General features: G+C 64.4%; 14 protein-coding genes. 3 read left to right on the forward strand and 11 right to left on the reverse strand.

The genetic code is table 11. The features are described from left to right. Genes EOB80_RS17965 through EOB80_RS17975 form a run of 3 tightly spaced genes read left to right on the forward strand, consistent with a single transcriptional unit; the run spans position 1 to position 3,672 of the window. Positions 1-267: a sarcosine oxidase subunit delta gene (locus tag EOB80_RS17965; protein WP_127328838.1), complete on the forward strand. Its 267-nt coding sequence runs from the start codon at positions 1-3 to the stop codon at positions 265-267. Next, positions 264-3,140, forward strand: coding sequence for a sarcosine oxidase subunit alpha family protein (locus EOB80_RS17970; RefSeq protein WP_127328839.1), 2,877 nt, complete (start codon positions 264-266; stop codon positions 3,138-3,140). Before EOB80_RS17965 ends, EOB80_RS17970 begins: the two co-directional genes overlap by 4 nt. After that, the gene (locus tag EOB80_RS17975) at positions 3,133-3,672 is read left to right on the forward strand and encodes a hypothetical protein (RefSeq protein WP_127328840.1); all 540 of its coding nucleotides are present in this window, start codon (positions 3,133-3,135) and stop codon (positions 3,670-3,672) included. The genes EOB80_RS17970 and EOB80_RS17975 overlap by 8 nt, the downstream gene beginning before the upstream one ends. An 11-nt stretch (positions 3,673-3,683) precedes the next feature. Here the strand turns inward: EOB80_RS17975 and EOB80_RS17980 are convergent, their stop codons facing one another. From EOB80_RS17980 to ssuD, 11 genes are all read right to left on the reverse strand, one after another. Then, the gene (locus tag EOB80_RS17980; protein ID WP_127328841.1) at positions 3,684-4,169 is read right to left on the reverse strand and encodes a hypothetical protein; all 486 of its coding nucleotides are present in this window, start codon (positions 4,167-4,169) and stop codon (positions 3,684-3,686) included. Positions 4,170-4,286: 117 nt separating this feature from the next. Next, positions 4,287-4,847 carry an FMN reductase gene (msuE, locus tag EOB80_RS17985; protein ID WP_127328842.1) on the reverse strand — a complete coding sequence of 187 codons (561 nt, stop codon included), beginning with the start codon at positions 4,845-4,847 and terminating at the stop codon, positions 4,287-4,289. 63 nt (positions 4,848-4,910) lie between these two features. Continuing rightward, positions 4,911-6,158, reverse strand: a complete 1,248-nt coding sequence (locus EOB80_RS17990) for an SfnB family sulfur acquisition oxidoreductase (protein ID WP_127328843.1) — start codon at positions 6,156-6,158, stop codon at positions 4,911-4,913. Positions 6,159-6,182: 24 nt separating this feature from the next. Beyond that, positions 6,183-6,989: an ABC transporter ATP-binding protein gene (locus EOB80_RS17995; protein ID WP_127328844.1), complete on the reverse strand. Its 807-nt coding sequence runs from the start codon at positions 6,987-6,989 to the stop codon at positions 6,183-6,185. Between the two features lie 81 nt (positions 6,990-7,070). Next, a complete protein-coding gene (locus tag EOB80_RS18000) occupies positions 7,071-8,408 on the reverse strand; it encodes an ABC transporter substrate-binding protein (protein WP_127328845.1) in 1,338 nt (445 codons plus the stop codon). 82 nt (positions 8,409-8,490) lie between these two features. After that, on the reverse strand, positions 8,491-9,531 hold the full coding sequence (locus EOB80_RS18005; protein ID WP_127328846.1) for a branched-chain amino acid ABC transporter permease: 1,041 nt from the start codon (positions 9,529-9,531) through the stop codon (positions 8,491-8,493). A 3-nt stretch (positions 9,532-9,534) separates the two neighbouring features. After that, on the reverse strand, positions 9,535-10,434 hold the full coding sequence (locus EOB80_RS18010; RefSeq protein WP_127328847.1) for a branched-chain amino acid ABC transporter permease: 900 nt from the start codon (positions 10,432-10,434) through the stop codon (positions 9,535-9,537). After that, positions 10,431-11,363 (reverse strand): ABC transporter ATP-binding protein, encoded by a 933-nt coding sequence (locus EOB80_RS18015; protein ID WP_127328848.1) that lies wholly within the window; start codon positions 11,361-11,363, stop codon positions 10,431-10,433. The genes EOB80_RS18010 and EOB80_RS18015 overlap by 4 nt, the downstream gene beginning before the upstream one ends. Before the next feature lie 122 nt (positions 11,364-11,485). Next, the gene (gene sfnG / locus EOB80_RS18020; RefSeq protein WP_127328849.1) at positions 11,486-12,589 is read right to left on the reverse strand and encodes a dimethylsulfone monooxygenase SfnG; all 1,104 of its coding nucleotides are present in this window, start codon (positions 12,587-12,589) and stop codon (positions 11,486-11,488) included. A 166-nt stretch (positions 12,590-12,755) separates the two neighbouring features. Beyond that, positions 12,756-14,216, reverse strand: coding sequence for an FAD/NAD(P)-binding protein (locus EOB80_RS18025; protein WP_127328850.1), 1,461 nt, complete (start codon positions 14,214-14,216; stop codon positions 12,756-12,758). Next, complete coding sequence (gene ssuD / locus EOB80_RS18030; protein WP_127269513.1) at positions 14,213-15,385, reverse strand: FMNH2-dependent alkanesulfonate monooxygenase; 1,173 nt, start codon at positions 15,383-15,385, stop codon at positions 14,213-14,215. Before ssuD ends, EOB80_RS18025 begins: the two co-directional genes overlap by 4 nt. Between the last annotated feature and the right edge of the window lie 53 nt (positions 15,386-15,438).

Consider the following 15,438-nt stretch of genomic DNA (forward strand, 5'->3'; position numbering starts at 1 on the left):
ATGCAGCTCTTTCCTTGCCCATTCTGCGGCCCGCGCGACGAAACCGAATTCCACTATGGCGGCGATGCCGGCAATGTCAGGCCGGATGCCATCGACGTGCCGACCGATCGCTGGGCTGGCTACCTCTATCTGCGCGGCAACCCGAAAGGCACGGCGCGCGAGATCTGGGTCCACATGATTTGCGGCGAGTTCTTCGTCATGGAGCGGGACACCGTCACCCACAAGGTGCTGTCTTCGGCCGCTCTCGACGGGGAGCATGCCGCGTGACCGCCTCACGTCTTGCCACCGGCGGCAGCGCCATCGACCGCTCGCGCCCGATCCGCTTCAGCTTCGACGGAACCATCGTGCAGGGCTTTGCCGGCGACACCATCGCCTCGGCGCTGCTGGCGGGTGACGTCGCGGTCGTCGGCCGCAGCTTCAAATACCACCGGCCGCGCGGCATATGGGGCGCCGGCGTCGAGGAGCCCAACGCGCTGGTCGATATCGGCGGCTCGCGGGCGACGCCCAACACGCGCGCCACGACCGAGCCGGCGCGCGACGGACTGGTGGCGAAAAGCGTCAACGCCACGCCCAGCGCACTGGCCGACCGCAACGCCTTCCTGGACCGTTTTGCGCGCTTCATCCCGGCCGCGTTCTACTACAAGACCTTCATGTGGCCGGACTGGCACAGGTTCGAGCCGCGCATCCGCGCCATGGCGGGGCTGGGCACGGTCGATGCTGACTGGACCTCGCCCGGCATGGCCGACCAGATCAACCATCATTGCGACGTGCTGGTGGTGGGCGCGGGACCGGCAGGGCTGGCGGCGGCAAGACTGGCGGCCGGCGCTGGTCTGACCGTCACACTGGTCGACGACCAGCAGAGCCCCGGCGGATCGCTTGGCTATCGTGCCGGTGAGATCGATGGCAAGCCGGCGGCCGTATGGGTCAAGGAGACGATTGCCGAGCTTGCCGCTGGCGGTCACCTCATCCTGCCTTCGACCACCGCCTTAGGCATTTACGACCACAATCTGGTCGGGCTGAACCAGCGTCATTTCGACGGCCGGCCGGATACGCTGTGGCGGGTCAGGCCGCGCCAGATCGTGCTGGCGACCGGCGCCATCGAACGGCCGCTGCCTTTCGCCAACAACGATCTGCCGGGCATCCTATCGGCGGATGCGGCGCTCGCCTATCTCAAGCGCCATGCCGTACTTGTCGGCCGCCGCATCGTCGTCGCCCCCAACAATGACAGCGCCTATGAGGTGGCGGGGGCGCTTGCCGAGGCCGGCGCCGAAGTCAGGCTTGTCGACATCCGGCGCGACGGCACGCCTGCCGCGCCGGCCAATGTCCGGCTGGTCAAAGGGCGTTCTCTCGCATCCGCCAGCGGCAAGCTGCGCGTCGACGGCGTGACGCTCGACGACGGCACGAGGTTCGATGCCGATTGCGTTCTGGTCTCGGGCGGCTGGACGCCAACCATTCATCTCTTTGGCCAGGCCAAGGGCAAGCTCACCTGGAGCGAGGCGCGCGCGGCCTTCCTGCCGGGCGATCCGGTCGACGGCATTGCTGTTGCCGGTGCCGCTGCCGGCGCGGTCTCCTTGTCGGATGTGTTTGCCGGCGTGGGAAAGGCATTCGCTGGCCAGGCGAACGCGGCAACACCACGCAGCACCGGGCCGGAGGCGACGGCCGGCATTCTGGCGGCATGGCCAATGCCGGGCTCGAAGGGACGCATCTGGATCGACTACCAGAACGACGTGACGGTGAAGGACGTCGAGCTGGCGGCGCGCGAAAACTTCGTTTCGGTCGAACATCTGAAGCGCTACACCACGCTCGGCATGGCGACCGACCAGGGCAAGACCTCCAACCTGCCCGGCCTGACGCTGATGGCCGGTATCACCGGGCGTACGGTGCCGGAGGTCGGCACCACCACCTATCGTCCGCCATTCACCCCGGTGCCGCTGGCAAGCTTTGCCGGCGCGCGCGGCGGCGAGTTGATGGCGCCGGTGCGCCGGCTGCCGCTCGAAAACGTCCATCGCGCCAATGGCGCTGTCTTCCAGGAATATGGCGGCTGGCTGCGCCCTGCCCATTATGGCGGCAGCGCTGACGCGGAGCGTTCGATCGCGGACGAAGCACGGCGCGCGCGCCAGTCGGTCGCGCTGTTCGACGGTTCGACACTCGGCAAGATCGAGGTGATCGGGCCGCAGGCGGCCGCATTCGTGGATTTTCTGTACTACAACACCATGTCGACGCTGAAGCCCGGCCGCTGCCGCTACGGCTTCATGCTGTCGGAGAACGGCGTGGTCTTCGACGACGGCGTTCTGGTGCGGCTGGGCGAGCATCGCTTTGTCGTCTCGTGCTCGTCCTCGCATGTCGCTGCCGTTCACGCCCGGCTGGAGGAATGGCGACAGGACCGCTTCGGACGCGGCGCGATCTATATTCACAACGCCACATCGGACATGGCAACGTTGACAGTTTCAGGACCGAACGCCCGAAAACTGCTCGAAGCGCTGGATCTCGGTCTCTCGCTCGGCGACGCCGATCTTCCGCATATGGCCATCGGTCATGGCACCTACGCCGGCAACGAAGTTCGCATTGCCCGCGTCAGCTTCACCGGCGACAGGAGCTACGAGATTTCGATCCGGGCCGATCGCGCCGAGCCGTTATGGGCGCATCTGCGCGAGGCCGGCCAGGCGCTCGAGGCCGTCGTCATCGGACTCGAGGCGCTGATGATCCTGCGGGCCGAGAAAGGCTTTATCGTCATTGGCAAGGACACTGACGGCACCACGTTGCCGCATGATCTCGGCGTCGACGGCCCGCGCGTCAAGCGCCAGACCGAGTTCGTCGGCCGCCGCTCATTGTTCACCGAGGAGGCCTCGCGTGACAACCGCATGCAGCTTGTCGGGCTGACGGTGCTGCAAGGCGAAGCGCCGCTGCCGACCGGCGCGCATGGCATCAAACGGAGCGACGGCAGATTGCGCAGCCAAGGCTTTGTCACCTCGAGCTACCACAGCCCGACGCTCGGCCGCCCGGTTGCGCTTGGGCTGATCGAGCGCGGCGCGACGCGGCATGGCGAGACGATCGACATCCAGCATCTCGGCAAGATCAGCAAGGCGACAATTACCGCCCCTTGCGCCTTCGACCCGGCAGGAGACCGGCTGCATGCGTGATCTCGCGGAAAAATGGTCCGTTGCACCGGACTGGCAGGGCGCGGTCATCGCCACGCCGGGCCTTGCGGTACGAACAGTCTTCGGCCTCAACCAGTTGCTGGTCAGCGGCGACCTCGACGCGTGGGCACGGGCTTCCAGCATCGGCGGGACTGGCGTGGGTGCCTTTGGTATCGCACAGGGCGACCGCTACGCGGCGCGGCTGGCGCGCGACCGGCTGCTTGTCGTCTCGAACAGCCCGCTTGCCATCGCCATGGGCTGGCACGCGGAAGGGTTCGCTGTGACGGCGATCAGCGCCGGCTTGCAGGTGTTCGAAGTCAAGGGCATGGCGCTCGACGCTTTCATCGCGCGTGGAACGACGCTCGATCCCGCGAAGCCAAGTGCCAGTGCAGCACTTTCCTTCGCCGGCATCAGCGCCGTCGTCTATCGTCTTGACGGCAAGCTGCACATCCATGTCGACCGCGGTCTTGCCGCTTATCTCTGGACATGGATGGAAACGGCCGCCGGCAACATCGCCGCCGGATCAGCCGACTAACCGGCGACACGTCAGAGCGTGAACGACCAGAACAGGCAGGCCAGCGTCGCGGCGGCAAAGACCACGAAGAACAGGCTGCGCAGCAGCACATTGCGGCGCAGCTCATTCATGACGAAGTGACAACCGACGATCGCCGCGACAAACAGGAACCGCCAGTTGAGCAGCGCCCACACGGCGCTGCCCTGCCCGAACGCCCATCGGGCGACCAGACAGCCGACAATGGTCGCAAACAGTGCGATCACGGTCCAGAAAAGGGCGTCGGCGGCATGGGTCAGGACGATGCCGGCCGCCCTGATCGGCAGGATCATCATCAGCATCGCGCTGAAGAAATAGACAGCGGCAATCGGGATGAACACGCCGGCGTCGGCAATGCCGTCAAGGCGCCTGACGCCGATCGCGCCATAGGGATAGCCGTGCCTGACGACAGCCAAGCTCAGCGCCATGAGCAGAGCGGTCAGCACGGCGACCAGCGCGAAGGATGTGAGGGCTTTGCTCATGACGTTCCTGTCCCAGACGAATCAGACAGGAACGGTTTTAGCGGGCGGTCGTAAATTGCGCGTAAGCGGGGGCGCTGCCCTCACGGATTTCGTTCAGTTCAATCCGCTGACGACAGGCTATTCAGCGGCGATCCTGCCGGCCGAGCGGTTGGCCAGCACGAAGCCGACCTCGTCGACCGCCTGCGCCGCACGCTTCAGGATCGCTTCGGAGCGCAGTACGCCGTCGGTGAAATCCTTGTCGGTGGCGTAGACGGCGGTCGGCAGCGCAAAGGCCTCGAAGAAGCCGAACAGCGGCCGCAGCTGATGTTCGACGATCAGCGCATGGCGCTCGCCACCGCCGGTCGCCGTCAACACGATCGGCTTTCCCCGCAATGCCGCCGGATCGATCAGGTCGAAGAAATGCTTGAACAGACCGGTATAGCTGCCCTTGTAGGTCGGCGACCCCACGACGAGCACGTCGGCGGCGAGGATCTGTTCCAGGATCGCGTGCGCCTGGCCGTCGAGATCGCGGGCCCATTTCGCCGTTCCCAGCGACGGACCGAGGTCCTCGACATCATAGGTGCTCGCCGATAGGCCGTGGCTGGCGGCGATGTCCCTGGTGACCAGGTCGACGAAGGCGCGCGTCTTTGACGGCCTGGTGATGTTGCCGGAAAAGCCGACGACTGTTGGATTTGACATGGCAGTGGGCCTCTTGGATGGTCGAAGGTTTGACGTGGCAGGCCGCCCGCCCGCCGGTGGGAATCAGCTCCAGGCGTGCAGCGGCGGATTTTCGCCGTTGAGGAAATATTTGCCGAGGATGGAATATTTCCAGCGCACCGGATCGTGCAGCGTGTGCGTGCGGGCATTGCGCCAATGCCGGTCGAGATTGTGTTCGGCCAGCGTCGAGCGGGTCCCCGCCAGTTCGAACAGCTTGTTGGTTGCGGCAATGGCGATCTCGGTCGACAGGATTTTTGCCTCGGCGGTGACGATCTGGGCGTGCGCCACCGTGTCGGCAGTCGGATCGATCACTGCCCGGTCGATCGCATGACCGGCCTTTTCGAGCAGCGCCTGCGCCGCGTGCAGGCGCAGCGTCAGGTCGCCGATGGCCTGAATGGTGTAAGGATCGTCCCAGGCGTTGTCGACGCCGCTGTCGATCCAGGCGCGGCTTTTGGTCCTGACGAAATTGACGGTCTCGTCGATCGCCGCCTGGGCGATGCCGGTGTCGACCGCCACCTGGATGATCTGGAAGATGGCGCCGTCGGCGGTCGGCCTGTCGTAGCCCTTGTAGCCGGGTACCAGATGGGTCTTCGGCACCTTGACGTTGTCGATGATAACGGTGCCGGACAGCGTCGTGCGCTGGCCGAAGCTCGACCAGTCGTCGATGACGGTCAGGCCGGGTGCGGCACGGTCGGCGATCGCATACCAGGCGCGGCCCTCGTCATCGAGCGCCACGATCGGCACGAGATGGGCGAGCAGCGCGCCGGACGAATAGAATTTGCGGCCGTTGACAACCACATGATCGCCGGCGTCGGTGAAGCGGGTCTCAAAATCGGCGGCGCGCTTGGAACCGAACTCGGAAAAGGCGTTGCCGAACCGCGTGCCTTTCAACGCTTCGGCGAACAGCAGCCTCTGCTGGTCCGCGTCGGACACGGTGCGGATGGCGGCTACAACACCGAGATGGTTCTGCGCAACCTGGCCGATCGAGGAATCCGCCGCCGAGACGATCTCGATCACCTTCGCCAGCGTCGCATAGGACAGCTCCGGACCACCGAATGCTCTGGGCACATTGATCGACCACAGGCCGCTTTGCGAAAACGCATCGAGTTCGGCGACCGGCCAGATCCGCTCGCGATCGCGTCGGGAGGAATCCTTGACGAATTCGGCGGCGAGCGCGTGGGCAATCGCAATCGCCTCCGCATCGTCCTTGATGATGTGCGCTGGCGCGGTCGGTCTTGCGACTGGCGGCACGGCGGCGGAAGCCTTGTCGGTTTTGACGGTCGAAACGGTCATTTCACTGCTCCTTGGGATTTTGGCTCAGGCAACGGCGTGGAGATGGGCGGGCTTGGTGGCGGGTGTCACCTGTTCCCCCGGGGTTGATTGACCGAGATAGAAGGCCCTGATGTCTTCGCGCTGGCGAAGTTCGGCGGCAGCGCCGGCGAGAACGGAAACGCCGTTCTCGAGCACCGTGGCGTGGTCGGCGTATCTGAGCGCGACCGCCGAGTTCTGCTCGGCGACCAGGATGGACAGGCCGGTCTCGCGGTTGAGTTTTCTCAAGCTCTGGAAGATGTCCTGGACGATGAGCGGGGCGAGCCCCATCGATGGTTCATCGAGAACCAGCAGACGCGGCCGCGACATCAGCGCCCGGCCGATGGCGGTTATCTGCTGTTCACCGCCGGAGGTCAGGCCGGACAATGTCCGGCGCTTTTCCCGAAGCCTCGGGAAATAGCCGTAGATCCGTTCGAGATCCCCGTTGATCTCGGCGCGGCTCCCGCTGCGGCCGATGCCGCCGGCGATCAGATTCTCCTCGACGGTGAGGCTTTTGAAGCAGTGGCGGCCTTCCAGCACCTGGACCAGCCCGGCGCGCACCAGATCACCCGGTTTGCGGCGCGAGACATCGAACCCTTCATAGCGGATGGTGCCGGCATTGACCTGGCCACGTTCCGCCGGCAGCAGGTTGGAGACGGCCTTCAGCGTCGTGGTCTTGCCGGCGCCATTGGCACCGAGCAGCGCCAGTATTTCGCCGCGCCTGAGCTCAAAACTGACGCCATGCAGCGCCGTGATGGCGTGGTTGTAGGTGGCATGGACCGCGTCCATGGCAAGAATGACGTCATCGTTCGGCATAGGCTGTTCTTTCACGGTTCGGAAACCGAAAGAGGCCGGGGCGCGACGGAAACTTGGTCCGCGACGCCCGGCACTGACTGATCAGTTGGTGGTCACAGCATTGGCATCGTCGGCGGTGCGCAGCTTGATGCCCTTCTCGGCGGCGTAGGCCTCGGCGGACTTCTCGATGATCGGCCGCAGCAACGCCCAGTCCGGCGCGATCCAGTCGGAGACGACGTTCCACTTCTTGCCGTCCCACTGCTGGAAGGTCACGTAGCCTTCGCCTTCGTGATTGTCCCAGCTGACATTGATCGAATGGAACAGGTCCTTGGCGCCAAGCGCCTCGACCTTGGCGGGATCAAGCTTGAGATGCTCGAAGCCCCAGCGGACCTCGTCGCCGGTCAGCGTTCGGTGGCCGAACTTCTCCTGCGCGACCCGGATCGCCTCGACATTGAGGATGCCGTTGACGATGCCGAGATTGTGGTAGACTGAGCCGATGCGCGACTTGTCTTCAAGGTTGCCCTTGGAGGCGCCGTAGACCGTCTTCACGATCTCCTGCACCACCGGATAGGAATTCCCGGAAGCCTGGGTGGTGATGGCGGTATAGCCCTTGGCGGCGTCGCCGGCCGGGATCACGTCCTCTTCCGAATTCGACCAGACATTGCCAACGATGTGGTCGACGGGGAAGCCGACCTTGACCGCCGTCTTCAGCGCCACCGGGTTCATCACGCCCCAGCCGCGCAGGACGACGAAGTCCGGCTTGGCGCGGCGGATCGTCAGCCACTGCGACTGCTGCTCGTTGCCGGGATGCGGCACCTCGATCTGCTGCACGGTGAAGCCGTATTTCTGCGCCAGCAATTCATAGATCGGGATGGTTTCCTTGCCGTAGGGCGACCCATGATAGAGCACGACGATCTTCTTGCCCTTCAGTCTGTCGATGCCGCCTTCCTTGGAGGCGATGTAGTTCACGATGCCTGATGTCTCGCTGTAGGGATTGAGCAGCAGCGGGAAGACGTAAGGGAAGACACGCCCGTCGGTGGAGTCGGTGCGGCCGTGGTTGACGGTGATCAGCGGCACCTTGTCGGCGGTGATGCGATCGATCATGGCATAGGCGATGCCGACCGAGAGCGGGTTCCAGGCCGCGGCACCGGCATGGCTCTTCTGCCGCTCATAGCATTCGACGCCGCGCTCGACCTCATACTGGGTCTCGCATTCGTCCCAGGTCAGCTTGACGCCGTTGACGCCGCCGTCACGGATGTTGATGAGGTTGAGATAGTCGATGAAGCCGCCGAAGAAGCCGGTGCCGCCGGCCGCGTAAGGCCCGACGCGATAGCTCTGCAGCGGGAAATACTGTTCGTCGGCGTGTGCGGCCGGTAAGGCCACCGACACGATCATCGCCGCGGACAGCGCCGCCGCCTTGATTGTGCTGAGGAAAGTCATGGTCGAGGTACTCCCGGTATGGGCCGTCTTGGGTTCGGCCCCTTGTTCATTTTCGGATTGGATTCATTTTCAATGCATCAGCTCAAGTCGACTGCCAGGCGAACAGGAGCCGTCTTCGGACCCTGTCCCACAGCGCCACCAGCCCGTCGGGTTCAAGGATCAGAAACAGGATGATGAGCGCGCCCAGCACGATGCGCTGGCTCATGTCGAGCACGCCCGAGTCGAAGAGATCGCCAAGCAGGAAGCCGCCGAGGCGCGACAGAGCGAGTGGAAAGACCACGATGAGGGCGGCGCCGAAAAACGCGCCGCGGATCGAAGCCAGACCACCGATGATGATGATGAACAGGATCTGGAACGACCGGTCGAGATCGAAGCCGTCCGGCTCGACGGTCCTGAGATAGGCGAAGGCCCAGATGACGCCGGCAACGCCAATGATGAAGGACGAGATGGCGAAGGCCAGAAGCTTGGTCTTCAGCACCGGAATGCCGATGATGCGGGCGGCGGTTTCATTGTCGCGGATGGCGATGAAGTTGCGCCCGGTCTGCGACGAGACCAGCCTATAGGCAAGGAAGGTCAGCACCGTGACGATGGTCAGCGCGAACAAATAGCGGCCGATGGCGCCGTCGAGCGCGAAACCTGAAATCGACAGTCTCGGCGCGTCGATGACGCCGGACGCCGAGTTGTTGGAAAACCAGCTGAACTTGGTCAACGCCCATTGCACGAAGAACTGCGCGGCAAGGGTCGAAACCGCGAGATAAAAACCCTTCAGGCGCAGGCTCGGCAGGCCGAAAACGACGCCTATCGCGGCCGCCACTATGCCGGCCAGGAAGATGCTGCCGACCAGCGGCAGGCCTTCGACACGCAGGTTGAAATTATAGGCGGCAAAGGCGCCGGCCGCCATGAAAGCAGCACTGCCAAGCGACACCTGGCCGGCATAGCCGGTCAGGATGTTCAAGCCCACGCCGGCAAGGCTGAGCGCCAGGAAAGGCAGCAGGATGGCCTCGAACAGATAGCTTGAGCCGATCAGCGGCACGACGCCGTAAGCGAAAGCGAGCAAAAGCACGGGCACGACCCATTTCGGCAGCACCGGCGCGGCGGCGAAATCGCTTGTTATCGCGGTCATCGTTCAGATCCTCTCGACGAGCTTCTGACCGAACAGGCCGGAAGGGCGGATCAGCAGGAAGACGAGCGCGACGACATAGGCAAACCAGCTCTCTATGCCGCCGCCGAAATAGTCGCCGATATAGACTTCGGCGAGCTTCTCGCTGGCGCCGATCAAGAGGCCGCCGACGATGGCGCCGAGGATGGAATCGAAACCGCCGAGCACCAGCACCGGCAGCGCCTTGAGCACCACCAGCGACAGCGAGAACTGCACGCCCAGGCGTGCGCCCCACAGCAGTCCGGCCACCAGCGCGACGAGGCCGGCGGCGGCCCATACAGTGGCCCAGATCAGGGGTAGCCTGAGGCCGACCGCGAGTGCCGCGAACTGATCGTCGGCGACCGCGCGGAAGGAGAGGCCGATGCGGGTGTAGCGGAAGAACAGCGACAGCAAGAGGACCATGCCGGCGGCAACCACGGCCGCGAAAATATCGAACTGGCTGATCAGCACGCCGCCGATTTCCAGCGGCACATCCTCGATGCCGAGATCGAGGCCGTGGACCTGCGTGCCCCAGATCAGCTGGGCAGCGCCTTCGATGATGTAGGACAGGCCAAGCGTCGCCATGAACAGGGTGATCGGCGGCTTGTTGGTCAGTGGCCTGAGCACCGTGCGCTCGATGGCGATGCCGATCGCCACCATGATGGCGAAGGTGACCACCAGCGCCAGCGCGAAGGGAATGCCGCGCTCGGAAAGGCTGACGAAGGTGAGTGCCGCAAACAGCAGCATCGCGCCTTGCGCGAAATTGAGCACGCCCGAGGTCTTGTAGATGAGCACGAAGCCGATCGCGACAAGCGAATACATGACGCCTGAGAGCAGGCCTCCGACGAGCACTTCGATGAAGAACTGGTAGTCGAAACCGGCGATCATATGCCTGCCCCGTCCTCATTGTCCGAGGCGACGCCGAGATAGGCATCGATGACGCGCTGGTCGTTCCTGACTTCATCGGGCGTGGCGTCGGCGATCTTGCGGCCGTAGTCGAGGACGGCGATTCGATCGGACAGACCCATGACGACGCCGACATCGTGCTCGATCAACACCACGGTGGTGGCGAAACGATCGCGCGCGGCACGGACGAAAGCCGCCATCTCGCTCTTTTCGCTCGCTGTCATGCCGGCCATAGGCTCGTCGAGCAAAAGCAGGCGCGGCTCGGCCACCAGAGCGCGGGCCAGTTCGACACGCTTCTGCAGCCCATAAGGCAAAGTGCCGACAAGACGGTCGCGAATGGCGGTGAGATGGAGGAATTCGAGGACCTGTTCGGCACGGCTGCGTGAATCGCGCTGCTCGCCACGCGAGCGGCCGATGCCGAGCACCTGGCCGGCAAAGTTGGAGCGAACCTTGTAGGCAAGGCCAGAGGCGACATTGTCGAGGACGCTGAGGCCCTTGAACAGTGCAAGGTTCTGGAAGGTTCTGGCGACGCCGAGATGGGCCAGCCGCTGCGTCGGGACCTGGGCATAGAAGGTACCGTCGAGCTGGACATGACCGCGATCCGGCCTGTAGACGCCGCTGATGACGTTGATCAGCGAGCTCTTGCCGGCGCCGTTAGGGCCGATGATGGCGCGGATCTCGCCTGGTAGAACCGACAGGTCGATATCGGCCAGTGCCACGACGCCGCCAAAGGACAGGCTGATGCCCTGAAGCGAAAGCAACGCAGGGGCGACACCGGCAACGGAGCCGATCGGCTCGCTGTCTTCGGACTGCTGCTGCGGCCGCGAGCTTGACGGCAAGCCGCGCGCAAAGAGCTCCGGCGCATAGGCGGAAGCCTCCATCACTCCGAACGTATAACTGGGCAGAGGCATTCCAATCGTCCTCGATGGCTGCGGCAGGCGCGCAAATCCTCATTGCTGCTCGATGGCCCGAGCGCGCCGGGTAGCTTTCATTCGTGCCGACCGGAGCCTGTCCGGCCAGCCTGTGGGGGTGACTACTCCGCCGCCAGCGACGCTGCCGCCTCGGCGTTTTCCAACTCGCGGACGAGCGGGATGACATGCTTGCCGAAATACTCGACTTCTTCCTGGAAGTGCAGGAAACCGAGCAGGATGAGATCCGCACCCGCGCGCTTCAGGTCGACGACGCGTTGAGCGACCTGCCTTGGCGTGCCGATCAGGTTCGAGCGGAAGCCGTCATTGTACTGGACCAGATCGTCGAAGGACGATTTCGCCCAATTGCCTTCGCCTTCCGGCGAAGCCTTGCCGGCATTCTTCACCTCGTGACCAAAGGCGTTGACCGCCTCGGGATTGGCCTTGGCGATGATTTCGGCGAGCACTGCCCTCGCCTCGTCCTCGGTCTCGCGAACGACGGCGAAAGCGTTGACGCCAACCTTGACGGAATGGTTGTTGGCCTTCGCCTTGATCCTGATATCGTCGACCTGCTTGGCGATTTCGGCCGGCGTGTTGCCGTTGGTGAAGTACCAGTCCGAGACGCGCGATGCCATGTCGCGCGCGGCGCGCGACGAGCCGCCCTGGAAGATTTCGGGCAGCGGCTGCGGCGGCTTCGGCTTCAGCGAATATTCGTTGAAGCGGTAGAAATCACCACGGAAGGTGAAGCTGTCTTCAGTCCATATTCCGCGCAGCGCACGAATGAATTCTTCCGAGCGGCGGTAGCGCTCGTCATGGTCGAGCCAATGCTCGCCAATGGCGTGGAACTCGCCGCGGAACCAGCCGGAGACAAGATTGATCGCGACGCGGCCGTTGGTCAGGTAGCTGATGGTGGCGATCTGCTTGGCCGCCAGCGCCGGGTTCCATGGCCCGGGCAGGATCGCGGCGATGACCTTGAGCGTGGTGGTCGCCGCCAGCAGATCATGGCTGAACGCCACCGATTCATGCTGTTCGTCGGCGCCGTAGCCGGCGGTGAAACGGATCTGGCTGAGCGCGTAGTCGAAGCCGGACCTCTCGGCGATCTGCGCCAGCTTGCGGTTATACTCGGCCGAATGGTTGGTGCGCTGCTCGATGTTGGAGATCACCAGGCCGCCCGAAACATTCGGCACCCAGTAGGCAAACTTGATCGCGTCGGTCTCTGCGTGTGCCATGAAATGTCTCCCATTCAGGCCGTGTCATTGATCGATCCGGCCGCAGCCGGACTTCGCCGATATCTATTATGTTTATAGAAGATATATACAAAGAAGGATTTTCCGTTTTTGCGGCACTCTTGGGACGGAAATACCAATTTTCGCTGCCGAACCCGGCCTGCGGATGTCAGCCCGCAAGAGGTCCATGCGCGGCATGGGCGCCGATCGCCTGCGCTGACGGCAGCGTAACCAGCAGCTTGGCAATTTCCGCCGCGACCGCCTGGGCATGGCGGGCGACTTCCGGCAGACCCATGAGCTCGCCGAAAGTGCCTCGCGCCAGCGGGCCGGCGACCAGGAGTGCCGCAACCGCCTCACCGTCCGAGCCGATTGCGCGGCTGTCGAGACTTGTCTCGATGCCAAGTCCATATTGGTCCGTCCTGATCAAGCCGGCTTCCGCCAGCGAGCTTAGCGCCGGGTTCAGCTGTAATGCCTGCCCATGAGCCGGACCCGTAGTGTTGATGACGGCATCGAAGCGCGTCGTCTCGATCCGTGTCTGCCCGCGCCGTTGAAAGCTGACAGCCAGGCTGCCGTCCTCATCGTTCGACGCGACAAGCCTGGCGGCAATGGTGTCGAATGTGCCGGCCGCATGACGCCGGTCGAGCACCGCCGCCACCTGCGGAGCGATCCTGAAGCGATGCACGTCCCAGAACACGCGCAGCTGGCGGACCAGCCTTGCCCGCTCCGGCGGGGCAAGTGCGGCCCACAGCACCGGCCCCTGCAGGCGCAGTTGGTCGAAGACCGACTGCCAGTTGACATTGGCCGCTCTCGCAGCTGTCAGCGTCGCGCGAATGGCCCTGAGCAGGCCGAGCGCCGTCGTGGCCGGCGCGGATGCAAAATCGCCAAAAGGCTCGCCCCTGACATCGGGGTGTCCGCGCGAGCGTAAGCCGCGGCGCGACAGCGCCAGGATGCGGCCGCGATGGCCACGACGGTCGAGTTCGGCGACCATGTCGGCAGAGGTCAGCCCGGAGCCGACGATCAGCACCGACGCCTCCGGACCAATCCCGGCAAGCGCCGCTGGTGCATACGGGTCGGCGATGAAACCCGGTGCTTCCGTCAGATGGACCAGCGCGGCTGGAATTGCAGGCTGCGGATGCGTTGCTGCCAGCACGACGATGTCGGAGGCGACCGGTCCGGCAGAGGTGTGCACGGTCCAGCCCGCGCCACTGGCATCGCGCGTCACGCGTATGGCGGAACCTTGAACATGATGGACAACGCCGGAACCGAAATACGGCGCCAGATGCTCGGCGACGTAGCGACCGAACACGCGTCGGCGCGGAAAAGCGCCGCCGTTCTTCCAGATGGCATCCGGGTCGTGTTCGAGTTCTCCGCTGCCAGTCAACCAGCGTGCAAAATGCTGCGGGTCGTCGGGAGCCATGCTCATCCTGGCTGCGGGGACATTGACCCGGTGCGACGGTTCCTCACTGGAATAGGCAAGGCCACCGCCAAGAACCGGCCGTGGCTCGACCACGGAAATGGAAATCCGCTCCGGCCGAGGCATTTGCGCCAGGTGCCACGCCACCGCGGCGCCGGAAAAGCCGCCGCCGATAATGGCGACGTGCAACCGCGAGGACGCAGGAAGCAAGTTCACGAGGCGCTGGCGAGCGACTTCGGCCGGTGGTCGCCGGCGATGGTTTCGCCGAACGGACCGGTGTTTACGGACGAGCCGGCTGCCTTGACCAGATGGTCGGTCGGCAGTTTCGGCAGCACCAGCTCGCCGAAGCGATAGGCTTCTTCGAGATGCGGATAGCCGGAAAGGATGAAGGTATCGATACCGAGGCGCCGGTACTCGTCGATGCGCTCGGCGATCGTGTCGGGATCGCCGACAAGTGCGGTCCCTGCGCCGCCGCGCACCAGGCCGACGCCGGCCCACAGATTGGGCGCGATCTCAAGCTTGGCGCGATTGCCGCCATGCAATGCGCTCATCCGCGCCTGGCCGACCGAATCCATGCGGGCAAAGACCTTCTGCGCCGAGGCGATCGTCGCATCGTCGAGCCGGCTGATCAGCCTGTCGGCCGCGGCCCAAGCCTCCTCGGTGGTTTCGCGGACGATGACATGCAGCCTAATGCCGAAGGAGAGCTTGCGGCCAGCCTTCTGCGCCAGTTCACGCATGCCGTCCAGCTTGCGCTCGACATCGGCTGGCGGCTCGCCCCAGGTCAAATATTTGTCGATCTCCTGCGCTGCCACAGTCGACCCGGCATCGGACGAGCCGCCGAAGTAGAGCGGGGGATAGGGTGTCTGAACCGGCGGAAACAGCAGCCTTCCATCCTCGATGCGGAAATGCTTGCCCTCATGTTCGACCGTCTCGCCGCTCAGCACCCGCTTGTAGATCCGAAGGAATTCCTGCGTCACCTCGTAGCGCTCGGCATGCGACAGAAAAATGCCGTCGCCCTTGTTCTCCAGCGGATCGCCGCCGGTGACGACATTGATCAGCAGGCGGCCATTGGAGATGCGATCCAGCGTCGCAGTCATGCGCGCGGCCAGCGTTGGCGACTGCAAACCGGGCCGCACGGCGACAAGGAAACGCAAGCGTTCGGTCATCGGCACAAGAGCCGATGCGATCACCCAGGAATCCTCGCACGAGCGGCCGGTCGGCAACAGCACGCCATAGTAGCCGAGCGTGTCGGCCGCCTTCGCCACTTGCGTCAGATACGGCAGATCGACCGATCTGCCGCCCTCGGCCGTGCCAAGATAACGGCTGTCGCCATGCGTCGGCAGAAACCAGAGCACCTTGATGCGGTCTGGCACGACCCGGCTCATGGCCTCTCTCCCGCTGCCTGACGAAGGCGGCCGGATATGCCTGCTTTGGTGAG

The sequence above is a fragment of the Mesorhizobium sp. M7A.F.Ca.MR.245.00.0.0 genome (genome assembly GCF_003997415.1).
Taxonomy (GTDB): domain Bacteria; phylum Pseudomonadota; class Alphaproteobacteria; order Rhizobiales; family Rhizobiaceae; genus Mesorhizobium.